Genomic DNA, 25,015 nt, shown 5'->3' with positions numbered 1-25,015 from the left:
GCCGAGCGTCCCACAACCGGCCGGCCGCTACTCCACCGTGACGGACTTCGCGAGGTTCCGCGGCTGGTCCACGTCGAGGCCCTTCGCGGTCGCCAGCGCCATCGCGAAGATCTGCAGCGGCACCACGGCCAGCAACGGCTGCAGGAGCGTAGGAGCCTGCGGGATCCAGAAGATCTCGTCGGCGTACGGGCGCACCGCGTCGTCGCCGTCCTCGGCGATCACGAGGGTGCGCGCGCCGCGGGCGCGGATCTCCTGGATGTTCGAGACGATCTTGGAGTGCAGGGAGTCGCGGCCGCGCGGCGAGGGCACCACCACGAAGACGGGCTGTCCCTCGTCGATCAGGGCGATCGGGCCGTGCTTGAGCTCACCGGCGGCGAAGCCCTCCGCGTGGATGTACGCGAGCTCCTTGAGCTTCAGCGCACCCTCCAGGGCCACCGGGAACCCGACGTGCCGGCCCAGGAACAGCACCTTGTCGGACTTCTCCATGGAACGGGCGGTCGCGCGCACGTACTCGCCACGCTCGATGACCGTCTGGATCTTGCGCGGCATGGCGCGCAGGTCGTCGAGCAGCCTGGCGATCTCGTCGGGGAACTTGTTGCCGCGCAGCTGCGCCAGGTACAGGCCGAGCACGTAGGCGGCGGTGATCTGCGCGAGGAACGCCTTGGTGGAGGCGACGGCGATCTCGGGACCGGCGTGGGTGTACAGCACGGCGTCGGACTCGCGCGGGATCGTCGAGCCGTGCGTGTTGACGATCGAGATCACCTTGGCGCCCTGCTCGCGCGCGTGCCGCACGGCCATCAGGGTGTCCATGGTCTCGCCGGACTGCGTCACCGCCACGACCAGCGTGCGCTCGTCGACGATCGGGTCGCGGTAGCGGAACTCGTGCGCCAGCTCGACCTCGACGGGGATGCGGCACCAGTGCTCGATCGCGTACTTGGCCACGTGCCCGGAGTAGGCGGCGGTGCCACAGGCCACGACGATGATCTTGTTCACCGCGCGCAGCACCGACTCGTCGATGCGCAGGTCGTCCAGCACGAGGGCTCCGGTGGCGTCCGTCCGGCCGAGCAGCGTGTCGGCGACGGCCTGCGGCTGGTCGTGGATCTCCTTGTCCATGAAGGAGTCGAAGCCGCCCTTCTCGGCGGCGGCCGAGTCCCAGTCCACCGTGTAGCGCGTGGCGTCGGCCGGCTTGCCGTCGAAGTCGGTGACGACCACCGACGTCGGCGTGATCGTCACGACCTGGTCCTGGCCCAGCTCGAGGGCCTCCTTCGTGTGGGCGATGAACGCGGCGACGTCGGACCCGAGAAAGTTCTCGCCCTCGCCGAGCCCGACCACGAGCGGGGAGTCGTGCCGCGCACCGACGACCGTCTCCGGCGCGTCGGCGTGCACCGCGAGCAGCGTGAACGTGCCGTGCAGGCGGCCGGCGACGGCGGTCATGGCCTCCGTCAGGTCACCCGTCTCGCGGTACGCCTTGGCCACGAGGTGGGCGGCCACCTCGGTGTCGGTCTCCGAGCGGAACGTCACACCGTCGGCCAGCAGCTCTGCCTTGAGCTGGGCGAAGTTCTCGACGATGCCGTTGTGGATCACGGCGAGCCGGTCGCCGTCGGCCAGGTGCGGGTGGGCGTTCGCGTCCGTGGGACCGCCGTGCGTGGCCCAGCGCGTGTGGCCGATCGCCGCCGTGGCGTCCGGCAGCGGGTTCTGCTCGAGATCCTCGATCAGGTTGACGAGCTTGCCCGACTTCTTCGCCCAGGCGACGCCGTCCAGGCCGGGCCCGACGAGGGCGACGCCGGCCGAGTCGTAACCGCGGTACTCCAGCCTGCGCAGCCCTTCGATGGCTACGTCGAGGGGCGTGCCCGACGGCGCGGCGGCACCTGCGGCGTCGCCGTTCGCGGTAGTCGGAGCAGTTCCCGTGTAACCCACAATCCCACACATGCGGGCGAGTCTAGCGAGCGTCCGGCAGTGCCCCCATGACCGGGCTCACAGGGCCCGAAGTCTCACCCGCAGCGCGGCGGGAGGAGGGGCCGGACGACGCGCGACGGCGATACCGCCCGCCAGGTGGGGCACAATGCTGCAGGTGGTTTCCCAGTATCCGACGACGGATCTCAGCGAGCACCTGCTGGCGCTCGCCCCGTCCTCGCCCTATGTGGATCTCGACCGTGCGGCCTGGAGCCGGCTGTCGGCCTCCACTCCGCTGCCGCTGACCGACGAGGACGTCGAGCGCCTGCGCGGTCTCGGCGACCCGATCGACCTGGCCGAGGTCGACGCGATCTACCGCCCCCTGTCGCGCCTGCTCAACCTGTACGTGATGGCTACGGGCCGTCTGCACGACGCGACGTCGACCTTTCTGCACGAGGATCCGCCCCGCACCCCGTACGTCATCGGGGTGGCGGGCTCGGTGGCCGTCGGCAAGTCGACGACCGCCCGCGTGCTGCGCGAGATGCTCGCCCGCTGGCCGGAGACACCGCGCGTCGAGCTCATCACCACCGACGGGTTCCTCTACCCCAACGCCGAGCTGGAACGACGTGGCCTGATGGAGCGGAAGGGGTTCCCCGAGTCGTACGACCGGCGCGCCCTCATCCGGTTCCTCTCCCGCATCAAGGCCGGGCAGCCCGAGGTGCGCGCGCCCGTGTACTCGCACGTCACGTACGACATCGTGGCCGGCGAGGAGGTAGTGGTGCGCAAGCCTGACGTGCTCGTCGTCGAGGGCCTCAACGTGCTGCAGCCGGCCCGTCCGTCCGCCGTCGACGAGTCGACGGTGGCCGTGAGCGACTTCTTCGACTTCTCGATCTACGTGGACGCCCGCACGAGGAACATCCGCCAGTGGTACGTGGAGCGGTTCCTGGAGCTGCGCCGGACGGCGTTCACCAAGCCGGACTCCTACTTCCGGCGGTACGCCTCGCTCTCCGACCAGGAGGCGACGGAGCGGGCCCTGTCGATCTGGGAGTCCATCAACGCGCCGAACCTCGAGCGGAACATCATTCCCACCCGGGGCCGCGCGACGCTCGTGCTCACCAAGGGTTCGGACCACGCGGTGCAGCGGGTCCGCCTCCGCAAGCTCTGACCCCGTTGTTGTGAGCATGACCGTTGCGCCCACGTCGGGCAGGTTGGCGCAACGGTCACGCTCACAGCGCTCAGCCGTCCGACGGCGGGACCGTCGCCCTCTCCGGGGCCGGTTGTGCCGCCTCGGCCTCCTTCTTCTCGAGGTGCCGGTCGGAGAACCAGCCGACCACCTTGTCGACGACGAAGCCCATGGCGACGCCGAACACCACGCCGATGGTGATCGCCAGGAGCGGCTCGTGGCCGAGCCACTGTGCGGCGACCAGGCCGATACCCGCCGAGTAGAGCGCCCACATGACGGCGGCGATCGCCGCGATGCCCGCGAACCGACGCCGGGGGTAGCCGACGGCGCCCGCCGTCATGTTCACGGCCACCCGCCCGATCGGCACATAGCGCGCCGCCAGGATGAAGGAGGCCCCACGGCGGGTCAGCGCCCGCTCGGCCCAGGCCACCGCCCGGCGTCCGCGCGGCCCGCGCAGGAACGGTACGCGTTCGGTGCCGATCATCCGACCGATCTGGTACGCGATCTGGTCGCCCACCCAGGCTCCGGCCGCCGCGGTCAGGAGCACGAGCCACATCCAGGGTGTGCCCGTGCTGTGTGCCGACACCGTCAGCGTGATCACGACGGACTCGCTCGGCAGCGGCGGGAAGAAGCCGTCGATGGTCGCGAACGCGAACATCGCGGGATAGATCCACGGCGAGGCGGCCATCGCGAGGATCCAAGCCTCGGTGGCGCTCAGGACTGTGGAAATGAGTTCGAGCACGGGACCTCGAGAGTCTCGGTCGGGAACTACCCTTCGACAGGCTCAGGGCGGCGCCCGGGGGGCGGAGGACGGTACTTGCTAGTGCCTGCAGCCAGCCTACGCAAAGGGCGCCCCTGAAAGGCATCAGGGGTCCCCCTGGTAGAACCCCGCTTCCCAAGGATTCACGGGGCGTTCACGCCGACCTCGCCAGTCGCGGCACCGGCCGCTACAGCGCGAGCCGCTCCCGCACGACGGCGGCCAGGTCGTCGGCCACCTTGTCCGCCTCGTCCTGGGCCGGGGCCTCGACCATGACGCGCACGAGCGGCTCCGTGCCCGACTGGCGCAGCAGAACCCGGCCGGTGTCCCCCAGGCGCGTCGTCGCGTCCGCCACGGCAGCCTGGACGCCCTCGTCGGTACCCGCACGAGACTTGTCCACACCCCGCACGTTGACGAGGGTCTGCGGCAGGCGCTCGATCTGGCCCGCGAGGGCGGCCAGCGTCTTGCCCGACGCCTTGACCCGCGCGGCGAGGTGCAGTGCCGAGAGGACCCCGTCACCCGTCGTCGCGTGGTCGGCCAGGATGATGTGGCCGGACTGCTCGCCACCCAGGCCGTAGCCGTTCGCGCGCATCTCCTCCAGCACGTACCGGTCGCCGACGGCGGTCTGCACGGTGGTGATGCCACGCTCCCGCATCGCCAGGATCAGGCCGAGGTTGCTCATCACGGTCACCACGAGGGTGTCGCCCGGCAGGCGTCCCTCCTCCTTGAGCGCGGACGCGAGGATCCCGAGGATCTGGTCGCCGTCCACGATGGCGCCCGTGTGGTCGACGGCGAGGCAGCGGTCGGCGTCGCCGTCGAACGCGACCCCGAAGTCCGCCTCGGACGCCATGACGACCGCCTGGAGCTGCTCGGGGTGCGTGGAGCCGCACTTCTCGTTGATGTTCCGGCCGTCCGGGCTGGCATTCATCACCACGACGTCGGCACCCGCGGCGCGCAGGGCCTCCGGCCCGACCTCGCTCGCCGCGCCGTTGGCGCAGTCGAGCGCGATGCGCAGGCCCTCGAGCGGCCGGTGGTCGGGCGTGGTGCCGACGCTGTCGGTCAGGTGCCGCACGTAGCGCTCGGCCGCGGCCTGGCCGTCGGTGCGGATGCGGCCGACGTCGGCGCCCGTCGGTCGCTCCCACTCGTCGCCGAGCGTGGCCTGGATGGCGTCCTCGACGGCGTCGTCGAGCTTGAGCCCGCCGCGGGCGAAGAACTTGATGCCGTTGTCGGGCATCGGGTTGTGCGACGCGGAGACCATGACACCCAGGTCGGCCTCCAGCTCCGTCACGAGGTAGGCCAGGGCCGGTGTGGGCAGCACGTTGAGCATCACCACGTCCACACCCGCGGACGCGAGGCCCGCCGCGACGGCGCCCGCGAGAAACTCACCGGAGGCGCGTGTGTCGCGTCCGACGACGGCGCGCGGGCGCGGGCCCAGCAGCTCGCCCTGTGCCGTCAGCACGCGAGCGGCGGCGGCGCCCAGCTCCAGCGCCAGCTCCGCCGTGATGTCCTTGTTGGCGAGGCCCCGAACTCCGTCGGTGCCGAACAGCCTGCCCATGCGGGTCTCCCTAGATCGTTCAGGTCCCACCGTAGTGGGCCACCGGCGCGTGCCGACCGTACGACCGACACGCGCTACATCGACCGGAACGCGGGGTCGGGACTCGTTCCCCGACCCCGCGTTCGGCTTTGTCGTCAGTCTGGCAGAAGCACAGATGGCCCCGCTGAACAGTGTCGACACTGTTCGGCGGGGCCATCCAGCCACGCGCTGGGATCAGCGCTTGCTGTACTGCGGAGCCTTGCGGGCCTTCTTGAGCCCGGCCTTCTTGCGCTCGACCTTACGGTCGTCGCGCCGGAGGAAGCCGGCCTTCTTGAGCTCGGCGCGGTTCGCGTCCTCGTCGATCTCGTTCAGCGCACGGGCGATGCCCAGGCGCAGAGCGCCGGCCTGGCCCGACGTGCCGCCACCCGTGATACGGGCGATGACGTCGAAACGGCCCTCGACCTCGACCAGCTGCAGCGGGGAGTTCACCAGCTGCTGGTGCACCTTGTTCGGGAAGTACTCCTCGAGGGTGCGGCCGTTGACCTTCCAGGTGCCGGTGCCGGGGACGAGGCGCACGCGCGCCACGGCCTCCTTGCGGCGCCCGAGGGCCTGAGCCGGGGCGGTGATGGACGAGCCGCGCGTTGCGGGCGTAGTCGTCTCGGTGGTGTAGGTGCTGGGCGTCTCTGCGCCCTGCTCGATGTCGACGGTGGTCTCGGCCACTGTGGTGTCCTCGCGTCCTTCGCGTTGCGATCCGGCAGCGGCCTCAGGCCTGCTGCGAAACCTGGGTGATCTCGAACGGCTTGGCCTGCTGCGCCGTGTGCGGGTGCTCAGAGCCTGCATAGACCTTGAGGTGGGACATCTGCTCCCGACCGAGCGAGGTCTTGGGGATCATGCCGCGCACGGCCTTCTCGACGGCGCGTTCCGGCTTGGTGTCCAGGAACTCGCCGTACGGGGTGGCAGTGAGGCCGCCCGGGTAACCCGAGTGGCGGTAAGCCATCTTGGTCTCGCGCTTGTTGCCGCTCAGCGCGACCTTGTCCGCGTTGATGATGATGACAAAGTCACCGCCGTCGACGTGCGGGGCGAAAGTCGGCTTGTGCTTCCCGCGCAGCAGAATGGCGACCTGGCTTGCCAGGCGGCCCAGGACGACGTCGGTCGCGTCGATGACGTACCAGTCGCGCTGGACGTCGCCGGGCTTGGGGGTGTACGTACGCACGGTTCGTAACCTTTTCGTTTTCGGTGTCGTCGGGCGAGAAGCAGCGCCCGATGAGTCAGGTCGTTGTGCGCGGGGGTCAGAATGACGTCCGGGCCGTTCGCCGGCACACGAGTGGGCTCGATGCTGACGCAGGAACGTCGTGACAAAGCACAACGACTCATTAGAGTACCTGGCTGCTTCCCCAAGGGTCAAAGCGAGGCGGGCCTCGGCGCATCGCTCGTGGCATGAGGTTCGACACGTCCGCCTGTGGCGTCTGGGCCGATCTGGTGCCACGGTAGGAACATGACCGAGGAAACCCCAGCCACGACGCCAGGACCGGACGGGCTCGCTGAGGGCGACACCGACCAGCTCCCCACCGAGGACACGCTGCTCAACCGGGGCACCAAGGATGTCCTGGACGAGGGCTACTCCCCGCCCGAACGCCCACGGAGCAACCACTGGGGCGAGACCTCGTGGGAGGAGCGCCATGGCGAGCCGATGGAGCAGCGCCTCGACGAGGAAGAGCCCGACGTCTGGCAGGCGGACCCGCTGGACCGCGCCGACACGTCACGCGCGGGACGGCTCGTCTCCGACCCCGACGCCGACCCGGGCAGCTACGCCGGCGAGGACGGCAACCGCGAGAACGACGTGTACGGGACCGACGCGGGCATCGACGGTGCCGGCGCCAGCGCTGAGGAGGCGGCGGTCCACTGGGTCGAGGAACCCTGACCCCGAGATAGTCACCTGGCGAGGTGACTACCTCGCGGGGACCGTCTCGTCCCAGACGTCCTCCTCCATGCGCTTGGCACGGACGGCGTCGGCACGTGCGGCGAGCTCGTCGTCCGGCGGGAAGGTGATCTCCTCGAGGCACAGGCCCTCGGGCGGCACGACGAAGACGCCCGCGTCCCGACGGCGGCTCGCGAGGAGGTCCGCGGGCCAGCTCACGGGCCGGCGTCCCTCCCCCACGGCGATCGAAGCGCCGACCAGCGCCCGCACCATGTTGTGGCAGAACGCATCGGCGACCACGTGCGCGATCGCCAGCCCGGCGTCCGGGCCGTCGGTGGGCCGCTCCCACGCGATGCGCTGCAGCTCCCGGATGGTCGTCGCACCCGGCCGGGGCTTGCAGTACGAGGCGAAGTCGCGCACGCCGACGAGCGGGCGGACCGCGTCGTCCATCGCGGCGACGTCGAGCGGCTTGCGGGACCACAGCACGTGCCGGCGCCGCAGCGGGTCACGCAGACCGGGCTCGTCCGCGATCCGGTAGGTGTAGCGGCGACGCAGGGCGGAGAAGCGCGCGTCGAAGCCCGGCGGTGCCGGCCTGGCGGCCCGCACGACGACGTCGGTGGGGAGCACGCCCGTCAGACGGGACACCAGGGCCTCCGCCGGGGTGCGGGTCGACCGCCCCGAACGGCCCGGTAGCGCCGCCCAGGCATCCGACGCGAGATCGACGTGCGCCACCTGACCTCGCGCGTGAACTCCCGAGTCGGTGCGCCCGGCGACCGTGAACCGGGGGGTCGGCCGGCCGAGCTGCTCGCTGCGCAGGACGCGGGCCAGACCCTGCTCGAGGGCGCCCTCCACCGTGCGCAGGCCGGGCTGGCGCGCCCAGCCGGCGAAGTCGGTCCCGTCGTAGGCGAGGTCGAGCTGGACCCTGATGAACTCGTTCACACCAGCCATCTTCCCCGATCCTCGCTCCGGGGTTCGTACAGTGACTTCATGGCAGACACCCTCACCCTGGCGGTCGACTGCGGTGGCGGCGGGATCAAGGCGGCAGTCCTCGACTCCTCCGGCACCGCCCACGCGGAGCCGGTCCGTGTACCGACGCCCTACCCGCTGCCGCCCGAGCTGCTCGTCGACACGATCGCGAAGATCGCCACCGACCTGCCCGCCGCCGCACGGGTCACCGTGGGCATGCCCGGCATGATCCGCAGCGGCGTCGTCGTGCACACCCCGCACTACATCACCCGGTCGGGACCACGCTCCCGGGTGGTGCCCGCCCTGCTCGACGCGTGGCGCAGCTTCGACATGCGCGCGGCGGTCGCCGATCGGCTCGGCCTGCCCGCGCTGGTCCTGAACGACGCCGAGGTGCACGGCGCGGGGGTCGTCGCCGCGTCGGGCCTCGAGCTGGTCATCACGCTCGGCACCGGCCTCGGGACCGCCATGTTCCACGGCGGGCGCATCGCGCCGCACCTCGAGTGGTCGCACGCCCCGGTACGGCGCAGCCTCACGTACGACCAGTACATCGGCGAGCCTGAACGCCGCCGGCTCGGCGACGGCCTGTGGTCGCGCCGTGTGGTCACCGTGGTCGACGGGCTGCGGCCCGTCTTCCTCTGGGACCGGCTCTACATCGGCGGCGGCAACTCGCGGTGCATCACGTCGTCGGCCCTCACCCGGCTCGGGGACGACGTCGTCATCGTGCCGAACTCTGCCGCGCTGGTGGGCGGCGCGCGGGCCTGGGACCTGCCGCCGGCGCAGTGACCCGTCCCAGCGACCTGTCACGGTGACCGACGACGCCGGGCCGCACCCTCCGTAAGGAAGGGTGCGGCCCGGCGTCGTGCAGGGGGAAAGAGGCTCAGGCCTCCTTCTTCCCCTTCTTGGTGGACTTCTTCTCGGCTGCGTCCTCGGCCGGAGCGTCGGCAGCGTCCTCGACAGGGGCGTCGGTGACGTCCTCGGCCGGAGCGTCCTCGACGACGGCGTCCTCGACGGGCGCCTCGGCCGCAGGGGCAGACTTCTCGGCGGCCTTGGTGGCCTCCTTGACGACGGCCTGCTTGGGGCTCACGGGCTCGGTGATGAGCTCGATGACCGCCATCGGGGCGTTGTCGCCCTTGCGGGTGCCGATCTTGGTGATGCGCGTGTAGCCACCGTTGCGCTCGGCCATGGCCGGGGCGATCTCGGTGAAGAGCGTGTGCACCACGCCCTTGTCACGCACGACGGTGAGCACGCGGCGACGAGCGGACAGGTCGCCCTTCTTCGCGAACGTGATCAGACGCTCAGCCAGGGGACGCAGGCGCTTGGCCTTGGTCTCCGTGGTCGTGATGCGGCCGTGCTCGAAGAGGGAGGTCGACAGGTTCGCGAGAATCAGGCGCTCGTGAGCCGGGCTACCGCCGAGCCGCGGACCCTTGGTGGGGGTAGGCATTACTTGTCTCCTTGGAAGTGGTTCCGCGCGTCCGGCCTAGGCCGGACGCGGGACGTCAGTACGACTGCTCGTCGCCGCTGTAGGCCGCGGAGTCGCCACCCTCGAAGTACGAAGCGCCGGCCGGATCGAAGTCCAGAGGCGAGTCCTTGAGGCTGAGGCCGAGCTCGGCCAGCTTCTCCTTGACCTCGGTGATCGACTTCGCACCGAAGTTGCGGATGTCGAGCAGGTCCGCCTCGCTGCGGGCAACAAGCTCGCCCACCTGGTGGATGCCCTCGCGCTTGAGGCAGTTGTACGAACGGATGGTGAGGTTGAGCTCCTCGATCGGCAGCGCCAGGTCCGCGGCCAGCGCGGTGTCCGTCGGCGACGGGCCGATCTCGATGCCCTCGGCCTCGACGTTCAGCTCACGTGCCAGGCCGAACAGCTCGACCAGGGTCTTGCCAGCCGATGCGAGCGCGTCGCGAGGCGTGATCGCCTGCTTCGTCTCGACGTCGACAATGAGCTTGTCGAAGTCGGTGCGCTGCTCGACTCGGGTGGCCTCGACCTTGTACGTGACCTTGAGGACCGGCGAGTAGATCGAGTCAACCGGGATGCGCCCGATCTCCGCGTCGAACTGCTTGTTCTGCGCGGCGGACACGTACCCACGACCCCGCTCGACGGTCAGCTCGATCTCGAGCTTGCCCTTGTCGTTGAGGGTGGCGATGTGCAGGTCGGGGTTGTGGACCTCGACCCCCGCCGGCGGAACGATGTCCGCGGCGGTCACGATGCCGGCGCCCTGCTTGCGCAGGTACATCACGACGGGCTCGTCGTTCTCCGAGGAGACGACGAGGTTCTTGATGTTGAGGATGATCTCGGTGACGTCTTCCTTCACGCCCGACACGGTGCTGAACTCGTGCAGCACACCGTCGATACGGATGGACGTGACAGCCGCGCCCGGGATGGACGACAGCAGGGTGCGACGCATCGAGTTGCCGAGCGTGTAGCCGAAGCCAGGCTCGAGCGGCTCGATGGAGAAGCGGGAACGGCTCTCCGAGATGACCTCTTCGGTCAGCGTGGGGCGCTGTGCGATGAGCACTGTGGGTGTCCTTTCAGTGTGCGTCCGCTATATGACGCATCACGGCATGCGATCTCTCGCGGCCCGGGCGGATCTCTGTCACCGTCCGGGCGAAGGTGCTCACCGCGAGCGGTGAGCGAACGTCGTGGTCGCGGTGCGGCTGCGTAGCCCTGGGGCTGCGCGGCCGCACCGCGGCGCGACGGATATCAGACGCGGCGACGCTTCGGGGGGCGGCAGCCGTTGTGAGCCTGGGGCGTCACGTCCTGGATCGAGCCGACCTCGAGGCCGGTCGCCTGGAGCGAGCGGATGGCGGTCTCGCGACCGGAACCCGGGCCCTTCACGAAGACGTCGACCTTCTTGACGCCGTGCTCCTGCGCGCGGCGAGCGGCCGACTCGGCAGCCATCTGCGCGGCGTACGGGGTGGACTTGCGGGAGCCCTTGAAGCCGACGTGGCCTGCGGACGCCCACGACACCACGGCACCGGACGGGTCGGTGATCGAGATGATCGTGTTGTTGAACGTGGACTTGATGTGCGCCTGGCCGAGCGGGACGTTCTTCTTGTCCTTGCGGCGGGGCTTGCGGCCTGCGGCGGCGCGAGTCTTGGGAGGCATATGTGTTTTCGAATCTCCTGGTCTGATCGGACCGGGGCGGTCTCAGCTCGGTGAGCCGACCGCTCCACGGACTGCTATCAGCGGGCCTTCTTCTTGCCCGCGACGGTGCGCTTGGGACCCTTGCGGGTACGCGCGTTGGTCTTGGTGCGCTGACCACGCACCGGCAGGCCGCGACGGTGGCGCAGGCCCTGGTAGGTGCCGATCTCGACCTTGCGGCGGATGTCGGCCGCGACCTCACGGCGGAGGTCACCCTCGAGCTTGAAGTTGCCCTCGAGGTGGTCACGGAGCGCGACGAGCTCGGCGTCGCCGAGGTCCTTCACGCGGACGTCCGGGCTGATGCCCGTGGCGGCCAGGGTCTGCTTCGCGCGGGTACGACCCACACCGAAGATGTAAGTGAGCGCAACCTCAAGCCGCTTGTCGCGGGGGAGGTCGACGCCGATAAGACGTGCCATGTGCCTTCCGGCTCCTGTACTGCTCGTCGGAGGTCTGCCGCACCGCCATCCCGCGAGATCTCGCGGGCCCCGGCCTCCGGACCGAGGGTTCCCCTCCCTGCGCGGTTGCCCGCGTGGCGAGGTTCGAGGTGGTGCGCTGGTGGTGGCCTCAGCCACCGACCCGGGCGGTTGCCCGGGGTGTGATCAGCCCTGGCGCTGCTTGTGGCGCAGGTTGTCGCAGATCACCATGACGCGACCGTGCCGGCGAATCACCTTGCACTTGTCGCAGATCTTCTTGACGCTCGGCTTGACCTTCATCGGATTTTTCCTCCGCAACGAACGTCCGGTTTCCCGGTGCGCGCGCAGCAGTGTCGTGGGTGGTCGATCATGCGGCGACGTCACCTCCGGCCAGGCCGTGGTCGACGTAGCCCCGGATCGGGGACTGACTACTTGTAGCGGTAGACGATCCGGCCGCGGGACAGGTCGTACGGGCTGAGCTCCACCACCACGCGGTCCTCAGGAAGGATCCGGATGTAGTGCTGACGCATCTTGCCCGAGATGTGCGCGAGAACCTTGTGACCGTTCGACAGCTCCACGCGGAACATCGCGTTCGGCAGAGCCTCGATCACGCTGCCCTCGATCTCGATGACACCGTCCTTCTTTGCCATATCCTCCGCTAACTCTCGTCGTGACTGCTTCCACGCCCACGGCGCCGCAGGAGCCTGCGGAACCGACAGTCGGGTGTGGATGTCGCGTGCGTCCGTGTACCGCCAACCTCGTGTGCCTCGGCCTGCGCCCCGCTCGCGCGGGGACCGGCAGGCGCCTTGGCACCCTTTCAAGAACTGGAGGCGTTGAACGGACTACACCCAGCGGTCTAGCCTACGTCACTTCGTAAAGCATTCAAAGCGCAGGACGACGGTGACGGGCACCTCCCGCCGTGAGCCTCGCCACGCGGGCCCTCTCAGAGGTCGTACTCGACCCCCGGGAGACCGATCATCGTGTGCGGCAGGCTGCCCACGAAGAAGAACAGCATCGGGAGCCAGCCGAGCACGATGCCCAGGCCGAGCGCGACGAGCACGGACCTCCCCCGGGTCTTCCAGAGCCACACGCCGAGCAGCCACACCACGACACCCAGCAGCAGCACCGACTCCCACACGAGCAGCGAGGTGCCGAAACCGAGCACGATGCCGGCCCACAGGAAAGGGCTGGACGCGAGCCGACGTCCCCACGTGGCGAGCCAGCGTCCGAACCGCCGGAAGGCGCCGCCCGCCGCCGGAAGGACTCGTACGTACCAGGGCCCCTGCGCCGCACCGGCATGCACCGGCGTCGCGTAGGCGGTGTCAGCGCGCGGCCCGGCGTCCGCGCCCGGCTCCGAAGAGCGGGCGCTGCTGGGCAGGGTGTGCGCTTCGTCGGTCACGGGGCGATCGTAGCCAACTGACTCCGAGTTAAATAGACCCCGGGTGAAAGTCGTGCCGGGAGAGCTCAGTCGAGCGAGACCGGCTCGACGCCGAAGACGCCGAGGCGCTCCGCTCCCCCGTCGACCGCGGTGAGGACGATGATGCCGTCCTCCATGATCGCGGTGGAGTGCTCCCAGTGCGCCGCACGGGAACCGTCGACGGTGACCACCGTCCAGTCGTCCTCCAGGACGCTGGTCTCGGACCCGCCGCGCGTGATCATCGGCTCGATCGCCAGGCACATCCCGGACCGCAGCCGGGGTCCGGAGGCCGACGTCTTGTAGTTGTGCACGTCCGGCGGCTGGTGCATGGCGCTGCCGATGCCGTGCCCGACGTACTCCTCGACGATGCCGTAGTCGACGCCGTTGAACTCCCCGGCCATCTCGACCGCGGCCTCGACGGCCTCGCCCACCGCGTTCAGCCGCTTCGCAGACGCCAGGGCGGCGATACCCGCCCACATGGCGGCCTCCGTCGTCCGGACGAGCGCGATGTCGGCGAGGTCCGCGCCCGCGGCGACCAGGTCGCCGTCGGGCAGCTTGTGGTCCAGCGCCCCGTCGGGGCCCAGCACGAACGAGATGGCCGAGTCGCCGTGCCAGCCCTCGACGATCGCGCCGCAGTCGATCGAGACGAGATCGCCTGCCGCGAGAACCCGGCTGCCCGGGATCCCGTGGATGACCTCGTCGTTGACCGACGTGCAGATGACCCCCGAGAACCCGTGGTAGCCCAGGAACGAGGGCGCCGCGCCGGCGCCCTCGATGGCGGCTGCTGCCACGGCGTCCAGGTCAGCGGTGGTCAGGCCGGGCCGGGCCGCAGCCCGGACCGCGGCCAGCGTGTCCGCGACCACCAGACCGGCACGCCGCATGAGGCGTACCTGGTCCGGCGTCTTGTACTCGACCCGCTCCCGTCCGAAGACCACGCCTCAGCCCAGCTGGGCCGCGAGGGCGGCGACGATGCGGTCGGTGACATCGGCGATCTCGCCGAGCCCGTCGACCTGGACGAGCAGGTTGCGCTCCCCGTAGGCCGCCGTCAGCGGCGCTGTCTGCTCCGCGTAGATGTCGAGGCGGCGCGTGATCGCGTCCTTGGTGTCGTCGTCGCGCCCCTCGTCCTGAGCGCGCCTCGCGATGCGCGTCAGGAGCTCGGCGCGGTCCGCCGTCAGCTCGATGACGCCGTCCAGCTCCCAGCCGAGGTCGGCGAGGATCTGGTCGAGCTCCGTGACCTGGGCCGCGTTGCGCGGGTACCCGTCGAGGATGAAGCCCTCCTTGACGTCCGGCTCCGCGAGCCGGTCCCGGACCATCGCGTTGGTGACCTCGTCGGGGACGAGGTCACCCTTGTTCGTGTACTCCTGCGCAAGCCTGCCCAGCTCGGTCTCCCCCGCGATGTTCGCGCGGAAGATGTCGCCCGTCGAGATCGGGACGATCCCGAAGACCTCGGCGAGACGGGCTGCCTGCGTGCCCTTGCCCGCACCCTGCGGCCCCATGATGACCAGGCGCGTGACCTGGCCCTCCTGGTCCGGCCGAGCGTGCAGCTCGCGGCGGGAGGTGGTGGTGGGAGTCTGACTCAACGGAGGAATCCTTCGTAATGGCGCTGCTGCAGCTGTGAATCGATCTGCTTGACCGTATCCAGCCCGACGCCGACCACGATGAGGATCGAGGCGCCACCGAAGGGCAGGTTGGTGCTGACGCCGAGGAAGACGAGCACCAGCGTCGGGATCAGCGCGATCAGCGCGAGGTACACGGAACCGGCGGAGGTGATCCGGGTGATCACGAAGTCGAGGTACTCCGCCGTGGGGCGGCCGGCGCGGATGCCGGGGATGAAGCCGCCGTACTTCTTCATGTTGTCCGCGACCTCGTCCGGGTTGAACGTGATCGAGGTGTAGAAGAAGCAGAAGAAGATGATCATCAGCGTGTAGACCGCGATGTACAGCGGCGACGACTGCTGGACCAGGTTGTTGGAGATCCAGATGACCCAGCCGGCGCTCTGGTCCCCGAACTGGGCGAGCAGGCCCGGAATCGCGAGGATCGACGCCGCGAAGATCACGGGGATCACGCCGGACATGTTGATCTTGATCGGGATGTAGGTGCTGGTGCCGCCGTACATCCGGCGGCCCACCATGCGCTTCGCGTACTGCACCGGGATGCGGCGCTGCGACTGCTCGACGAAGACCACGAGCCCGATCACCACGATGATGACCAGCAGCATCACGGTGAAGTTGACGGCGCCGTTGGCGCCACCGGCGATCGACCAGAGCGAGGTCGGGAAGCTGGCCGCGATCGAGGTGAAGATCAGCAGGGACATGCCGTTGCCGACGCCGCGCTCGGTGATCAGCTCGCCGATCCACATGACGAGGCCGGTACCGGCCGTCATGGTGATGACCATGAGGATCGAGGTCAGGATGCCGTCGTCCGCGATGACGTTGAGGTCACAGTTCTGGAAGAGCACACCCTGGCGGGCCGTCGTGATGACGGTCGTGGACTGCAGGATCGCGAGGGCGATCGTCAGGTAGCGGGTGTACTGGGTCAGCTTGGTCTGACCCGACTGGCCCTCCTTCTGCAGCGCCTCGAAGCGTGGGATCACCACGCGAAGCAGCTGCACGATGATGCTCGCCGTGATGTACGGCATGATCCCGAGGGCGAAGATCGACAGCTGCAGCAGAGCACCGCCGCTGAAGACGTTGATCAGACCGAGCAGGCTGTCGTCGCCCTCCGAGGCGATGCACTGCTGCACGTTCGCGTAGTCCACGCCGGGGGTCGGGATGAACGACCCGAGCCGGAAGATCGCCATCATCGCGATCGTGAACAGCAGCTTGCGCCGCAGGTCTGGCGTCCGGAAAGCCCGGCCGAAAGCGCTGAGCACCCTATCCTCCTGGCCCGCCGTTGCGGGATCTAGTGTCGCCGGCTGGCACCGGCGAGGTGTGTCGAACGTGGGCCAGACCACAACGGTGCAGCCAGACCGTGTCGGATTCTACGTTGCTCACGGGGTCTCTCGGACCACGAGAGCCCCCTGGTTTTCTCAAGAGAGCACACAGGGCCGGCCGCGCATCACGCGCCGCCGGCCCTGCAGCAGTCTCAGGCCTCCGAGACCGTACCGCCGGCCGCCAGGATCTTCTCCTTGGCGGACGCCGAGACGCGGTCGACCGCGATCTCGAGCTTGACGGTGATCTCGCCGTTGCCCAGCACCTTCACGGGTTGGCCCTTGCGGACCGCACCCTTGGCGACGAGGTCCTCGACGGTGACGGAGCCACCCTCGGGGAACAGCGCGGAGAGCTTGTCCAGGTTCACGACCTGGAACTCCACGCGGAACGGGTTCTTGAACCCACGCAGCTTCGGGAGGCGCATGTGCAGAGGCATCTGCCCACCCTCGAAGCCAGCGGGGACCTGGTAACGAGCCTTCGTACCCTTCGTACCACGACCTGCCGTCTTACCCTTCGACGCCTCACCGCGACCCACACGGGTCTTCGCGGTCTTGGCGCCGGGGGCCGGACGGAGGTGGTGCATCTTCAGCGGCTTGTTCTCCGCCATGATCACTCGACCTCCTCGACGGTGACGAGGTGCGCCACCGTCTTGACCATGCCACGAATCTCCGCACGGTCCTCCTTCACGGCGGTGTCGCCGATCCGCTTGAGGCCGAGGGTTCGCAGCGTGTCACGCTGGTTCTGCTTGCCGCCGATGGCGGACTTGGTCTGAGTCACCTTGAGTCGAGCCATCACGCACCCGCCTTTGCAGTCGACTCGGCACGACCAGCGGCCTGCGCGCGGAGGAGCGCGGCCGGAGCCACGTCCTCGAGCGGGAGGCCACGACGAGCGGCAACAGCAGCCGGCTCTTCGAGGCCCTGCAGGGCCGCGACCGTGGCGTGCACGATGTTGATCGCGTTCGACGAACCGAGCGACTTGCTCAGCACGTCGTGGATGCCCGCGCACTCCAGCACGGCGCGCACCGGACCACCGGCGATCACACCGGTACCCGGCGACGCCGGACGCAGGAACACGACACCGGCGGCCTTCTCACCCTGGATGGGGTGCGGGATGGTGCCCTGGATACGAGGGACGCGGAAGAAGTTCTTCTTCGCCTCCTCGACACCCTTGGCGATCGCCGCGGGCACCTCCTTGGCCTTGCCGTAGCCGACGCCCACGGTGCCGTCACCATCGCCCACCACGACGAGCGCGGTGAAGCTGAAGCGGCGGCCACCCTTGACGACCTTGGAGACGCGGTTGATGGAGACGACCTTCTCGATGAAGGCGCTCTTCTCCTCGCGCCCTCCGCGACGGTCGCCGCCACGGCCGCCACCACGGCGGTCGTTACGGTCCTTGTTCTCGGTGGCGGCACCCTGGGGGGCGCCGCTGCGCTGCCCTGCAGCCATCAGAGAGTCCTCTTCTTCCGTGCGTTGGTCATCACAGGGCCAGACCGCCCTCGCGGGCGCCGTCAGCCACTGCAGCGACGCGACCGTGGTACTTGTTGCCGCCGCGGTCGAACACGACGGTGTCGACGCCGACAGCCTTGGCACGCTCGGCGACGAGCTCGCCGATCTTGCGGGCCTTGGCCGTCTTGTCGCCGTCGAACGCACGCAGGTCGGCCTCGAGGGTCGACGCCGACGCGACGGTCTTGCCCACGCTGTCGTCCACGACCTGCGCCACCATGTGGCGCGAGGAACGGGTGACGACCAGACGCGGACGAACGGCGGTGCCTGCGATCTTCTTGCGCAGGCGCAGGTGACGACGCTGACGAGCGACGGACTTGCCCTTGCCCAGGATCTTGATAGCCATCGTCACTTACCAGCCTTTCCGACCTTGCGGCGGACGTTCTCGCCGGCGTAACGCACGCCCTTGCCCTTGTAAGGCTCGGGCTTGCGGATCTTGCGAATGTTCGCTGCGACCTCGCCGACCTGCTGCTTGTCGATGCCCGAGACCGAGAACTTGGTGGGGCTCTCGACTGCGAACGTGACGCCCGCAGGCGGTTCGACGACAACGGGGTGGCTGAAGCCGAGCGCGAACTCGAGGTTCGAGCCCTTCGCCACGACACGGTAACCAGTACCGACGATCTCGAGCTTCTTCTCGTAGCCCTGCGTCACACCGGTGATCATGTTGGCGATCAGGGTGCGGGTCAGGCCGTGCAGCGCACGGGAGTTCCGCTCGTCGTCCGGACGGGACACCACAAGCTGGGCGTCCTCCTGGGCGATATTGATGGGTGCGGGCACATTGTGCTCGAGAGAACCCTTGGGGCCCTTCACGGTCACGAGCGCGCCGCTGACAGTGATGTCCACGCCGGCTGGGACCGGAACGGGAAGCTTGCCGATTCGAGACATTGGCGTTTTCTCCTTTCCGGATTACCAGACGTAGGCGAGGACTTCGCCGCCGACGCCCTTGGCCTGTGCCTGCCGGTCGGTGAGGAGGCCGGAGGACGTGGACAGAATCGCCACGCCCAGGCCGCCGAGCACCTTGGGCAGATCGGTGGACTTGCGGTAGACACGCAGACCGGGCTTCGAGACGCGGCGCACGCCCGCCAGGGCGCGCTCCCGGTTCTGGCCGTACTTCAGCTCGAGCGTGAGGGTCTTGCCCACCTGGGCATCCTCCACGGACCAGCCGACGATGTAGCCCTCGGCCTGCAGGATCTCAGCAATGTGCGTCTTCAGCTTCGACGACGGCATGGAAACCGTGTCGTGGTGCGCCGAGTTCGCGTTACGCAGACGGGTCAGCATGTCTGCGATCGGGTCGGTCATAGTCATCGGGCTCTTGCCCTTCCTCGCCGGGGTATCCGAGCGGCCTCGAGGGGCCGGACAGACCTACGGCGTAGTTGTGTTACCAGCTGCTCTTGGTGACGCCCGGGAGCTCGCCGCGGTGGGCCATCTCCCGAACGCAGATGCGGCACAGGCCGAACTTGCGGTAAACGGAGTGCGGGCGACCGCACTTCTGGCACCGGGTGTAGGCGCGAACCGCGAACTTCGGCTTGGCGGCCGCCTTGTTGATCAGGGCCTTCTTCGCCATGTCAGTTCTCCTTGAAGGGGAAGCCGAGACGGCGCAGCAGAGAGCGGCCCTCGTCGTCGGTCGTCGCCGTCGTCACGACCGTGATGTCCATACCGCGGACCCGGTCGATCTTGTCCTGGTCGATCTCGTGGAACATCGACTGCTCCGTGAGACCGAAGGTGTAGTTGCCGTGCCCGTCGAACTGCTTGGGCGACAGACCACGGAAGTCGCGGATACGCGGCAGGGCGGTCGCCAGCAGGCGGTCGAGGAACTCCCACATGCGGTCACCGCGAAGCGTCACGTGCGCACCGATCGGCATGCCCTCGCGCAGCTTGAACTGCGCGATGGACTTACGAGCCTTGGTGACCTGGGGCTTCTGACCGGTGATCGCCGAGAGGTCGCGGATAGCGCCCTCGATGAGCTTCGAGTCCTTGGCCGCGTCGCCCACACCCATGTTCACGACGATCTTCGTGAGACCGCCGGCCTGGTGCAGGTTCTTGTGGCCGAACTCTTCGATCAGCGCCGGGAGGATCTCCTCGCGGTACTTCTGCTTGAGGCGCGGCTGGGCCGGGGCCTCGATGGTCGTCTCGGTCATCAGATGTCCTTCCCGGAGCGCTTCGCAACGCGGATCCGGACGGTCTTGGTACGACCGTCGCGCTCCACCTGCTCCTCGCGGTACCCGACGCGGGTGCCCTTCTTGGTCTCCGGGTCGACGATCATCACGTTGCTCACGTGGATCGGCGCCTCGACCGTCTCGATGCCACCGGTGCGGGCGCCGCGCTGCGACTGGCCCACCTTGGTGTGCTTCGTGACACGCTGAACGCCCTCGACCACGAGGCGGTCGGAGTCCTTGAGGACCTCGAGCACCCGACCGGTCTTGCCCTTGTCGCGACCCGAGATCACGATGACCTGGTCGCCCTTCTTGATCTTCGCCATGGTCAGAGCACCTCCGGAGCCAGCGAGATGATCTTCATGAACCGCTTGTCACGCAGCTCACGACCCACCGGGCCGAAGATGCGGGTGCCGCGAGGCTCACCGTCGCCCTTGAGGATGACGGCGGCGTTCTCGTCGAACTTGATGTAGGAACCGTCGGGACGGCGGCGCTCCTTGGCGGTCCGGACGACGACAGCCTTGATGACGTCGCCCTTCTTCACGTTGCCGCCCGGGATCGCGTCCTTGACGGTGGCGACGATGGTGTCGCCGATTCCGGCGTAGCGACGGCCGGAGCCACCGAGAACGCGGATGCAGAGAATCTCCTTGGCACCCGTGTTGTCGGCGACCCGAAGTCGCGACTCCTGCTGGATCATTGAATGAACTCCTGTCGTCGAACTGGTTCTCGCGCGGACTGTTTCCGGCGAGCCTGGTCGAACGGATAGTTGCTGTGCTGAGCCGGGACGGCACGCGTACGTGTGTCACGCACCGCCCCAGCCGAAAGAGAAGTCCTTACTTGGCCTTCTCGAGGATCTCCACGAGCCGGAACCGCTTGGTAGCGGACAGCGGGCGGGTCTCCATGATGACGACCAGGTCGCCGACACCGGCGCTGTTCTGCTCGTCGTGCGCCTTGACCTTGGTCGTGCGACGGATGACCTTGGCGTAGAGCGGGTGCTTCACCCGGTCCTCGACCTCGATCACGATGGTCTTGTCCATCTTGTCGCTGACCACGTAGCCACGGCGCACCTTACGCGTCGCGCGCTGGGCCTCGGGGGCCGCAGACGTCGTGTTCTCGCTCATTGCCTCACTCACTCACGCTCGGAGCCGTACGGATGCCGAGCTCGCGCTCACGCAGGATCGTGTAGATCCGAGCGATGTCGCGACGGACGGCCTTGAGACGACCGTGGCTCTCGAGCTGGCCGGTCGCCGACTGGAAGCGGAGGTTGAAAAGCTCCTCCTTGGCTTCCTTCAGCTTGGCGACGAGAGTCTCGTCATCCATGCCATCCAGATCGATGGGGGCAAGCCCCTGCGTACCGATAGCCATCAGACACCACCCTCGCGCACCACGAAACGGCACTTCATCGGGAGCTTGTGCATCGCGCGGCGCATGGCCTCGCGAGCAAGGGACTCGTCAACACCGGCCAGCTCGAAAAGGATTCGACCGGGCTTGACGTTGGCGACCCACCACTCCGGAGAACCCTTACCGGAACCCATGCGGGTCTCGGCAGGCTTCTTCGTCAGCGGGCGGTCCGGGTAGATGTTGATCCACACCTTGCCGCCACGCTTGATGTGGCGAGTCATTGCGATACGCGCCGCCTCGATCTGGCGGTTGGTGACGTACGCCGGCTCCAGAGCCTGGATGCCGAAGTCGCCGAACGCGATCTGGGTGCCACCCTTTGCCGCACCGGAGCGCGACGGGTGGTGCTGCTTGCGGTGCTTGACCCTGCGGGGGATCAGCATGGTCAGGCCTCCGTTCCGGTCTCTGCGGCCGGAGCAGCAGCTGCCTCAGCCGCGGGGGCTGCCTCAGTGCTGCGCTCGGCCGGACGCTCGTTGCGACGCGGGCCACCGCGACGGTCGCCACCGCGCTCGCCACGCTCGGGGCGGTCGCCCCGACCGCGACCCGCACGGGGTGCCGCAGTTGCCTGCTGAGCGGCGAACTCCTTCTCGGTGACCTCGCCCTTGTAGATCCACACCTTGACGCCGATACGGCCGAAGGTGGTGCGGGCCTCGTAGAAGCCGTAGTCGATGTACGCCCGGAGGGTGTGCAGGGGCACGCGGCCCTCGCGGTAGAACTCCGAACGGCTCATCTCGGCGCCGCCGAGGCGGCCGGCGACCTGCACGCGGATACCCTTCGCGCCGGCACGCTGGGCGGACTGCATGCCCTTGCGCATCGCGCGACGGAAGGAGACACGGCTGGCCAGCTGCTCGGCAATGCCCTGAGCAACGAGCTGCGCGTCGATCTCCGCGTTCTTGACCTCGAGGATGTTGAGCTGAACCTGCTTGCCCGTGAGCTTCTCGAGCTCGCCGCGGATGCGGTCGGCCTCAGCACCTCGACGGCCGATCACGATGCCCGGACGTGCCGTGTGGATGTCCACGCGGACACGGTCGCGGGTGCGCTCGATCTCGACCTTGGAGATACCGGCACGCTCGAGACCAGTGCTCATGAGCTTGCGGATCTGAACGTCCTCACGGACGTAGTCGCGGTACCGCTGACCGGGCTTGGTGCTGTCGGCGAACCAACGCGACCGGTGGTCAGTCGTAATACCCAGGCGGTACCCGTGCGGGTGAACCTTCTGTCCCACTATCGGGCCCCTTCCTTGTCGGCGAGCACCACGGTGATGTGGCTGGTGCGCTTGAGAATGCGCGTAGCACGTCCCTGAGCCCGCGGCCGGAAACGCTTGAGCGTCGGCCCCTCGTCCACGAACGCGGCGGAGACGACCAGGTCGCCCTCGTCGAAGCGCTCGCTCGCGCGGTCGGCCTTCACCCGAGCGTTCGCGATCGCGCTCTCCACGACCTTGCGGATCGGCTCACTGGCGGCCTGCGGTGCGAACTTCAGCACCGCGACGGCCTCAGAGGCCTGCTTGCCACGGATGAGGTCCACGACGCGCCGGGCCTTCTGGGGCGTGACACGGACGAACCGCGCCTGCGCCTTGGCTTCCATTGCTGTCCTGCTTCCTTTTCTCAGACAGTCCAGATCATCGCTGCTGTGGTGGGGAGAACCCCACGCCTCAGCGGCGACGACCCTTCCTGTCGTCCTTCACGTGGCCGCGGAAGGTCCGCGTGGGAGCGAACTCGCCGAGCTTGTGGCCGACCATCGACTCGGTCACGAAGACCGGGACGTGCTTGCGACCGTCGTGCACGGCAAAGGTGTGACCGAGAAAGTCGGGCGTGACAACCGACCGACGGGACCAGGTCTTGATAACTGTCTTGGTCCCCTTCTCGTTCTGGACGTCCACCTTCTTCTGGAGGTGACCGTCTACGAAGGGGCCCTTCTTCAGGCTACGAGGCATGTTTCAGGCTCCTATCAGCGCTTCTTGCCGGTACGACGGCGACGGACGATCATCCGGTCGCTCGACTTGTTCGGACGGCGGGTACGACCCTCGGCCTGGCCCCAAGGGCTGACCGGGTGACGTCCACCGGACGTCTTGCCTTCACCACCACCGTGGGGGTGGTCCACCGGGTTCATGGCGACGCCACGCACGGTCGGGCGCTTGCCCTTCCAGCGCATGCGGCCGGCCTTGCCCCAGCTGATGTTCGACTGCTCGGCGTTGCCGACCTCGCCGACCGTCGCGCGGCAGCGCAGGTCGACGTTCCGGATCTCGCCGGACGGCATGCGCAGCTGCGCATAGGGGCCGTCCTTGGCAACGAGCTGCACCGACGCACCAGCCGAACGAGCGATCTTCGCACCGCCACCGGGCCGAAGCTCGATGGCGTGGATGACCGTACCGGTCGGGATGTTGCGCAGCGGCAGGTTGTTGCCGGGCTTGATGTCGGCACCCGCACCAGCTTCGATGCGGTCGCCCTGCGACAGCTTGTTCGGCGCGATGATGTAGCGCTTCTCGCCGTCCGCGTAGTGCAGCAGCGCGATGCGCGCCGTGCGGTTGGGGTCGTACTCGATGTGAGCGACCTTCGCGGGCACGCCGTCCTTGTCGTGACGACGGAAGTCGATGACGCGGTAGGCACGCTTGTGGCCGCCGCCCTTGTGACGCGTCGTGATACGACCGGTGTTGTTACGGCCACCGGTCTTGCTCAGCGGGCGGATCAGCGACTTCTCCGGCTGCGAGCGTGTGACCTCGACAAAGTCGGCAACGCTGGAGCCGCGGCGGCCGGGCGTCGTCGGCTTGTACTTACGGATTCCCATGGAAACCTGTCCTCAATCGTCTCTCGTCAGCTCAGCCGACCGGACCGCCGAAGATGTCGATCGTGCCCTCGCGGAGGGTGACGATCGCACGCTTCGTGTCCTTGCGCTTGCCGAGGCCAAAACGCGTGCGACGCGTCTTGCCCTTGCGGTTCATCGTGTTCACCGACGCGACCTTGACGCTGAAGACCTTCTCGATAGCGATCTTGATCTCGGTCTTGTTGGCGCTCGGGTCCACGATGAAGGTGTACTTGCCCTCGTCGAGAAGGTTGTAGCTCTTCTCGGAGACGACCGGCGCGAGCAGGATGTCGCGCGGGTCCTTCACGGTGACGGTCACTTGGCAGTCTCCTCAGCGGTCTCGGCCTCGGACTCCGTGGCGACAGCCTTCGCGCCCTTGGTCGGGCCCTCGAGGAAAGCGGCAAGCGCACCCTCGGTGAAGATGACGTCGTCGGAGACGAGCACGTCGTAGGTGTTCAGCTGGTCAGCGACCAGGAGGTGCACCTCGGGAACGTTGCGCAGGGACTTGACCGTGGCCTCGTCATCGCGCTGCGTCACGACGAGCACGTGAGCACGCGTCGTCAGCTTCGTGATGGTGGCAAGCGCCGTCTTGGTCGACGGGACACCCTCGATGCCGAAACCGGCAACGACGTGCACGCGACCGGCACGAGCACGGTCAGAGAGCGCACCACGCAGGGCGGCGGCCTTCATCTTCTTCGGGGTGCGCTGGTCGTACTTGCGCGGCTGCGGGCCGTGGACGACGCCACCGCCGGCAAACTGCGGAGCGCGGATCGAGCCCTGACGGGCGCGGCCGGTGCCCTTCTGCTTGTACGGCTTGCGGCCACCACCGCGGACCTCGCCACGAGTCTTCGTGGACGCGGTGCCCTGGCGGGCGGCTGCGCGCTGCGCAACGACCACCTGGTGGATCAGCGGGATGTTCACGGCGACGTCGAACACCTCAGAAGGGAGCTCGGCGGTACCGGACTTCTTGCCCTGGGCGTCCAGGACGTCGACAGTCAGAGCGCTCATCGGGT

Annotated in this window: 38 protein-coding genes; 3 read left to right on the top strand and 35 right to left on the bottom strand. The window is 68.5% G+C overall.

The genetic code is table 11. From position 1 onward, the window contains the following. Positions 1–27: 27 nt before the first annotated feature. A complete protein-coding gene (glmS, locus tag LUM46_RS07630) occupies positions 28–1,929 on the bottom strand; it encodes a glutamine--fructose-6-phosphate transaminase (isomerizing) (RefSeq protein ID WP_274993173.1) in 1,902 nt (633 codons plus the stop codon). Positions 1,930–2,062: 133 nt separating this feature from the next. On the opposite strand from glmS, the gene coaA reads away from it, so the two are divergent. Next, positions 2,063–3,058: a type I pantothenate kinase gene (coaA, locus tag LUM46_RS07625; RefSeq protein ID WP_274993172.1), complete on the top strand. Its 996-nt coding sequence runs from the start codon at positions 2,063–2,065 to the stop codon at positions 3,056–3,058. Positions 3,059–3,128: 70 nt separating this feature from the next. Here coaA and LUM46_RS07620 read toward each other — a convergent pair whose 3' ends face one another. The 4 genes from LUM46_RS07620 to rplM all read right to left on the bottom strand — a co-directional run bounded on the left by LUM46_RS07620 (position 3,129) and on the right by rplM (position 6,580). Beyond that, on the bottom strand, positions 3,129–3,818 hold the full coding sequence (locus LUM46_RS07620) for a DedA family protein (protein ID WP_274993171.1): 690 nt from the start codon (positions 3,816–3,818) through the stop codon (positions 3,129–3,131). A 205-nt stretch (positions 3,819–4,023) separates the two neighbouring features. Next, the gene (gene glmM / locus LUM46_RS07615) at positions 4,024–5,388 is read right to left on the bottom strand and encodes a phosphoglucosamine mutase (protein WP_274993170.1); all 1,365 of its coding nucleotides are present in this window, start codon (positions 5,386–5,388) and stop codon (positions 4,024–4,026) included. Positions 5,389–5,601: 213 nt separating this feature from the next. Further along, positions 5,602–6,087 (bottom strand): 30S ribosomal protein S9, encoded by a 486-nt coding sequence (rpsI, locus tag LUM46_RS07610; protein ID WP_274993169.1) that lies wholly within the window; start codon positions 6,085–6,087, stop codon positions 5,602–5,604. A 43-nt stretch (positions 6,088–6,130) separates the two neighbouring features. Next, positions 6,131–6,580, bottom strand: coding sequence for a 50S ribosomal protein L13 (gene rplM, locus LUM46_RS07605; RefSeq protein WP_274993168.1), 450 nt, complete (start codon positions 6,578–6,580; stop codon positions 6,131–6,133). Positions 6,581–6,862: 282 nt separating this feature from the next. Between rplM and LUM46_RS07600 the strand changes: the two genes are divergently transcribed. Beyond that, a complete protein-coding gene (locus tag LUM46_RS07600) occupies positions 6,863–7,288 on the top strand; it encodes a DUF5709 domain-containing protein (protein ID WP_274993167.1) in 426 nt (141 codons plus the stop codon). 27 nt (positions 7,289–7,315) lie between these two features. Here the strand turns inward: LUM46_RS07600 and truA are convergent, their stop codons facing one another. Next, positions 7,316–8,233, bottom strand: a complete 918-nt coding sequence (gene truA / locus LUM46_RS07595; RefSeq protein WP_274993166.1) for a tRNA pseudouridine(38-40) synthase TruA — start codon at positions 8,231–8,233, stop codon at positions 7,316–7,318. 39 nt (positions 8,234–8,272) lie between these two features. Here truA and LUM46_RS07590 point away from each other — a divergent pair, with 39 nt between their 5' ends. Further along, positions 8,273–9,034, top strand: coding sequence for an ROK family protein (locus LUM46_RS07590; protein WP_274993165.1), 762 nt, complete (start codon positions 8,273–8,275; stop codon positions 9,032–9,034). A 94-nt stretch (positions 9,035–9,128) separates the two neighbouring features. Here the strand turns inward: LUM46_RS07590 and rplQ are convergent, their stop codons facing one another. The 29 genes from rplQ to rplD form a co-directional block, all read right to left on the bottom strand. Then, the gene (gene rplQ / locus LUM46_RS07585) at positions 9,129–9,692 is read right to left on the bottom strand and encodes a 50S ribosomal protein L17 (protein ID WP_274993164.1); all 564 of its coding nucleotides are present in this window, start codon (positions 9,690–9,692) and stop codon (positions 9,129–9,131) included. A gap of 55 nt (positions 9,693–9,747) precedes the next feature. Continuing rightward, positions 9,748–10,764 (bottom strand): DNA-directed RNA polymerase subunit alpha, encoded by a 1,017-nt coding sequence (locus tag LUM46_RS07580; protein ID WP_129788496.1) that lies wholly within the window; start codon positions 10,762–10,764, stop codon positions 9,748–9,750. 185 nt (positions 10,765–10,949) lie between these two features. Next, positions 10,950–11,354, bottom strand: coding sequence for a 30S ribosomal protein S11 (gene rpsK / locus LUM46_RS07575; RefSeq protein ID WP_020016139.1), 405 nt, complete (start codon positions 11,352–11,354; stop codon positions 10,950–10,952). Positions 11,355–11,431: 77 nt separating this feature from the next. Further along, complete coding sequence (gene rpsM / locus LUM46_RS07570) at positions 11,432–11,806, bottom strand: 30S ribosomal protein S13 (protein ID WP_129788495.1); 375 nt, start codon at positions 11,804–11,806, stop codon at positions 11,432–11,434. A 183-nt stretch (positions 11,807–11,989) separates the two neighbouring features. After that, complete coding sequence (gene rpmJ, locus LUM46_RS07565; protein ID WP_003956441.1) at positions 11,990–12,103, bottom strand: 50S ribosomal protein L36; 114 nt, start codon at positions 12,101–12,103, stop codon at positions 11,990–11,992. A gap of 128 nt (positions 12,104–12,231) precedes the next feature. Further along, positions 12,232–12,453 (bottom strand): translation initiation factor IF-1, encoded by a 222-nt coding sequence (gene infA / locus LUM46_RS07560; RefSeq protein WP_020016137.1) that lies wholly within the window; start codon positions 12,451–12,453, stop codon positions 12,232–12,234. Positions 12,454–12,746: 293 nt separating this feature from the next. Next, on the bottom strand, positions 12,747–13,202 hold the full coding sequence (locus tag LUM46_RS07555) for a hypothetical protein (RefSeq protein ID WP_274993163.1): 456 nt from the start codon (positions 13,200–13,202) through the stop codon (positions 12,747–12,749). Between the two features lie 65 nt (positions 13,203–13,267). Then, positions 13,268–14,155 (bottom strand): type I methionyl aminopeptidase, encoded by an 888-nt coding sequence (gene map, locus LUM46_RS07550; protein ID WP_274993162.1) that lies wholly within the window; start codon positions 14,153–14,155, stop codon positions 13,268–13,270. 3 nt (positions 14,156–14,158) lie between these two features. Then, positions 14,159–14,716, bottom strand: a complete 558-nt coding sequence (locus LUM46_RS07545; RefSeq protein ID WP_274993509.1) for an adenylate kinase — start codon at positions 14,714–14,716, stop codon at positions 14,159–14,161. 80 nt (positions 14,717–14,796) lie between these two features. Continuing rightward, positions 14,797–16,092: a preprotein translocase subunit SecY gene (secY, locus tag LUM46_RS07540; protein WP_274993161.1), complete on the bottom strand. Its 1,296-nt coding sequence runs from the start codon at positions 16,090–16,092 to the stop codon at positions 14,797–14,799. A gap of 212 nt (positions 16,093–16,304) precedes the next feature. Continuing rightward, complete coding sequence (gene rplO / locus LUM46_RS07535; RefSeq protein ID WP_274993160.1) at positions 16,305–16,757, bottom strand: 50S ribosomal protein L15; 453 nt, start codon at positions 16,755–16,757, stop codon at positions 16,305–16,307. Positions 16,758–16,759: 2 nt separating this feature from the next. Beyond that, positions 16,760–16,942: a 50S ribosomal protein L30 gene (gene rpmD / locus LUM46_RS07530; RefSeq protein WP_171103670.1), complete on the bottom strand. Its 183-nt coding sequence runs from the start codon at positions 16,940–16,942 to the stop codon at positions 16,760–16,762. Beyond that, complete coding sequence (gene rpsE, locus LUM46_RS07525) at positions 16,942–17,595, bottom strand: 30S ribosomal protein S5 (RefSeq protein WP_274993159.1); 654 nt, start codon at positions 17,593–17,595, stop codon at positions 16,942–16,944. Before rpsE ends, rpmD begins: the two co-directional genes overlap by 1 nt. 31 nt (positions 17,596–17,626) lie before the next feature. Then, positions 17,627–17,998, bottom strand: a complete 372-nt coding sequence (rplR, locus tag LUM46_RS07520) for a 50S ribosomal protein L18 (protein WP_274993158.1) — start codon at positions 17,996–17,998, stop codon at positions 17,627–17,629. A gap of 2 nt (positions 17,999–18,000) precedes the next feature. Then, complete coding sequence (gene rplF, locus LUM46_RS07515) at positions 18,001–18,537, bottom strand: 50S ribosomal protein L6 (protein ID WP_274993157.1); 537 nt, start codon at positions 18,535–18,537, stop codon at positions 18,001–18,003. A gap of 21 nt (positions 18,538–18,558) precedes the next feature. Beyond that, the gene (rpsH, locus tag LUM46_RS07510) at positions 18,559–18,957 is read right to left on the bottom strand and encodes a 30S ribosomal protein S8 (protein WP_274993156.1); all 399 of its coding nucleotides are present in this window, start codon (positions 18,955–18,957) and stop codon (positions 18,559–18,561) included. Between the two features lie 73 nt (positions 18,958–19,030). Then, a complete protein-coding gene (locus LUM46_RS07505; RefSeq protein ID WP_021480434.1) occupies positions 19,031–19,216 on the bottom strand; it encodes a type Z 30S ribosomal protein S14 in 186 nt (61 codons plus the stop codon). A gap of 1 nt (position 19,217) precedes the next feature. Next, positions 19,218–19,790, bottom strand: a complete 573-nt coding sequence (gene rplE, locus LUM46_RS07500; RefSeq protein ID WP_116673596.1) for a 50S ribosomal protein L5 — start codon at positions 19,788–19,790, stop codon at positions 19,218–19,220. Next, entirely contained in the window at positions 19,790–20,131 is a 342-nt protein-coding gene (gene rplX, locus LUM46_RS07495; protein ID WP_116673595.1) for a 50S ribosomal protein L24, read from the bottom strand. The genes rplE and rplX overlap by 1 nt, the downstream gene beginning before the upstream one ends. Positions 20,132–20,133: 2 nt before the next feature. Continuing rightward, entirely contained in the window at positions 20,134–20,502 is a 369-nt protein-coding gene (gene rplN, locus LUM46_RS07490) for a 50S ribosomal protein L14 (RefSeq protein ID WP_274993155.1), read from the bottom strand. Between the two features lie 136 nt (positions 20,503–20,638). Continuing rightward, entirely contained in the window at positions 20,639–20,926 is a 288-nt protein-coding gene (gene rpsQ, locus LUM46_RS07485; protein ID WP_274993154.1) for a 30S ribosomal protein S17, read from the bottom strand. A 4-nt stretch (positions 20,927–20,930) separates the two neighbouring features. Continuing rightward, positions 20,931–21,170 carry a 50S ribosomal protein L29 gene (gene rpmC, locus LUM46_RS07480; RefSeq protein WP_116673593.1) on the bottom strand — a complete coding sequence of 80 codons (240 nt, stop codon included), beginning with the start codon at positions 21,168–21,170 and terminating at the stop codon, positions 20,931–20,933. Then, the gene (gene rplP / locus LUM46_RS07475; RefSeq protein ID WP_108492297.1) at positions 21,170–21,586 is read right to left on the bottom strand and encodes a 50S ribosomal protein L16; all 417 of its coding nucleotides are present in this window, start codon (positions 21,584–21,586) and stop codon (positions 21,170–21,172) included. Before rplP ends, rpmC begins: the two co-directional genes overlap by 1 nt. A gap of 2 nt (positions 21,587–21,588) precedes the next feature. Beyond that, the gene (rpsC, locus tag LUM46_RS07470) at positions 21,589–22,428 is read right to left on the bottom strand and encodes a 30S ribosomal protein S3 (protein ID WP_274993153.1); all 840 of its coding nucleotides are present in this window, start codon (positions 22,426–22,428) and stop codon (positions 21,589–21,591) included. Next, positions 22,428–22,787, bottom strand: coding sequence for a 50S ribosomal protein L22 (rplV, locus tag LUM46_RS07465; RefSeq protein ID WP_116673591.1), 360 nt, complete (start codon positions 22,785–22,787; stop codon positions 22,428–22,430). The genes rpsC and rplV overlap by 1 nt, the downstream gene beginning before the upstream one ends. Before the next feature lie 67 nt (positions 22,788–22,854). Further along, positions 22,855–23,136 carry a 30S ribosomal protein S19 gene (gene rpsS / locus LUM46_RS07460; RefSeq protein WP_253869175.1) on the bottom strand — a complete coding sequence of 94 codons (282 nt, stop codon included), beginning with the start codon at positions 23,134–23,136 and terminating at the stop codon, positions 22,855–22,857. A gap of 14 nt (positions 23,137–23,150) precedes the next feature. Continuing rightward, complete coding sequence (gene rplB, locus LUM46_RS07455; RefSeq protein ID WP_129788481.1) at positions 23,151–23,987, bottom strand: 50S ribosomal protein L2; 837 nt, start codon at positions 23,985–23,987, stop codon at positions 23,151–23,153. A 31-nt stretch (positions 23,988–24,018) separates the two neighbouring features. Further along, entirely contained in the window at positions 24,019–24,321 is a 303-nt protein-coding gene (gene rplW, locus LUM46_RS07450) for a 50S ribosomal protein L23 (RefSeq protein WP_129788480.1), read from the bottom strand. Next, complete coding sequence (gene rplD / locus LUM46_RS07445; RefSeq protein WP_274993152.1) at positions 24,318–25,010, bottom strand: 50S ribosomal protein L4; 693 nt, start codon at positions 25,008–25,010, stop codon at positions 24,318–24,320. Before rplD ends, rplW begins: the two co-directional genes overlap by 4 nt. Positions 25,011–25,015: the final 5 nt, after the last annotated feature.

It is taken from the genome of Promicromonospora iranensis, from assembly GCF_028994805.1.
Lineage (GTDB): Bacteria > Actinomycetota > Actinomycetes > Actinomycetales > Cellulomonadaceae > Promicromonospora > Promicromonospora iranensis.
This window is presented reverse-complemented; position numbering and strand designations above follow the sequence as displayed.

Excerpts from the sequence above, each read along its gene's own strand:
- glmS (WP_274993173.1), bottom strand. The coding sequence starts at position 1,929 with ATGTGTGGGATTGTGGGTTACACGGGAACTGCTCCGACTACCGCGAAC.
- coaA (WP_274993172.1), top strand. The coding sequence starts at position 2,063 with ATGCTGCAGGTGGTTTCCCAGTATCCGACGACGGATCTCAGCGAGCAC.
- glmM (WP_274993170.1), bottom strand. The coding sequence starts at position 5,388 with ATGGGCAGGCTGTTCGGCACCGACGGAGTTCGGGGCCTCGCCAACAAG.
- LUM46_RS07600 (WP_274993167.1), top strand. The coding sequence starts at position 6,863 with ATGACCGAGGAAACCCCAGCCACGACGCCAGGACCGGACGGGCTCGCT.
- truA (WP_274993166.1), bottom strand. The coding sequence starts at position 8,233 with ATGGCTGGTGTGAACGAGTTCATCAGGGTCCAGCTCGACCTCGCCTAC.
- LUM46_RS07590 (WP_274993165.1), top strand. The coding sequence starts at position 8,273 with ATGGCAGACACCCTCACCCTGGCGGTCGACTGCGGTGGCGGCGGGATC.
- rplQ (WP_274993164.1), bottom strand. The coding sequence starts at position 9,692 with ATGCCTACCCCCACCAAGGGTCCGCGGCTCGGCGGTAGCCCGGCTCAC.
- rpsK (WP_020016139.1), bottom strand. The coding sequence starts at position 11,354 with ATGCCTCCCAAGACTCGCGCCGCCGCAGGCCGCAAGCCCCGCCGCAAG.
- rpsM (WP_129788495.1), bottom strand. The coding sequence starts at position 11,806 with ATGGCACGTCTTATCGGCGTCGACCTCCCCCGCGACAAGCGGCTTGAG.
- rpmJ (WP_003956441.1), bottom strand. The coding sequence starts at position 12,103 with ATGAAGGTCAAGCCGAGCGTCAAGAAGATCTGCGACAAGTGCAAGGTG.
- infA (WP_020016137.1), bottom strand. The coding sequence starts at position 12,453 with ATGGCAAAGAAGGACGGTGTCATCGAGATCGAGGGCAGCGTGATCGAG.
- LUM46_RS07545 (WP_274993509.1), bottom strand. The coding sequence starts at position 14,716 with ATGGGGCCGCAGGGTGCGGGCAAGGGCACGCAGGCAGCCCGTCTCGCC.
- rplO (WP_274993160.1), bottom strand. The coding sequence starts at position 16,757 with ATGGCGGAGAACAAGCCGCTGAAGATGCACCACCTCCGTCCGGCCCCC.
- rpmD (WP_171103670.1), bottom strand. The coding sequence starts at position 16,942 with ATGGCTCGACTCAAGGTGACTCAGACCAAGTCCGCCATCGGCGGCAAG.
- rpsE (WP_274993159.1), bottom strand. The coding sequence starts at position 17,595 with ATGGCTGCAGGGCAGCGCAGCGGCGCCCCCCAGGGTGCCGCCACCGAG.
- rplR (WP_274993158.1), bottom strand. The coding sequence starts at position 17,998 with ATGGCTATCAAGATCCTGGGCAAGGGCAAGTCCGTCGCTCGTCAGCGT.
- rplF (WP_274993157.1), bottom strand. The coding sequence starts at position 18,537 with ATGTCTCGAATCGGCAAGCTTCCCGTTCCGGTCCCAGCCGGCGTGGAC.
- rpsH (WP_274993156.1), bottom strand. The coding sequence starts at position 18,957 with ATGACTATGACCGACCCGATCGCAGACATGCTGACCCGTCTGCGTAAC.
- LUM46_RS07505 (WP_021480434.1), bottom strand. The coding sequence starts at position 19,216 with ATGGCGAAGAAGGCCCTGATCAACAAGGCGGCCGCCAAGCCGAAGTTC.
- rplE (WP_116673596.1), bottom strand. The coding sequence starts at position 19,790 with ATGACCGAGACGACCATCGAGGCCCCGGCCCAGCCGCGCCTCAAGCAG.
- rplX (WP_116673595.1), bottom strand. The coding sequence starts at position 20,131 with ATGGCGAAGATCAAGAAGGGCGACCAGGTCATCGTGATCTCGGGTCGC.
- rplN (WP_274993155.1), bottom strand. The coding sequence starts at position 20,502 with ATGATCCAGCAGGAGTCGCGACTTCGGGTCGCCGACAACACGGGTGCC.
- rpsQ (WP_274993154.1), bottom strand. The coding sequence starts at position 20,926 with ATGAGCGAGAACACGACGTCTGCGGCCCCCGAGGCCCAGCGCGCGACG.
- rpmC (WP_116673593.1), bottom strand. The coding sequence starts at position 21,170 with ATGGCTATCGGTACGCAGGGGCTTGCCCCCATCGATCTGGATGGCATG.
- rplP (WP_108492297.1), bottom strand. The coding sequence starts at position 21,586 with ATGCTGATCCCCCGCAGGGTCAAGCACCGCAAGCAGCACCACCCGTCG.
- rplV (WP_116673591.1), bottom strand. The coding sequence starts at position 22,787 with ATGGAAGCCAAGGCGCAGGCGCGGTTCGTCCGTGTCACGCCCCAGAAG.
- rpsS (WP_253869175.1), bottom strand. The coding sequence starts at position 23,136 with ATGCCTCGTAGCCTGAAGAAGGGCCCCTTCGTAGACGGTCACCTCCAG.
- rplB (WP_129788481.1), bottom strand. The coding sequence starts at position 23,987 with ATGGGAATCCGTAAGTACAAGCCGACGACGCCCGGCCGCCGCGGCTCC.
- rplD (WP_274993152.1), bottom strand. The coding sequence starts at position 25,010 with ATGAGCGCTCTGACTGTCGACGTCCTGGACGCCCAGGGCAAGAAGTCC.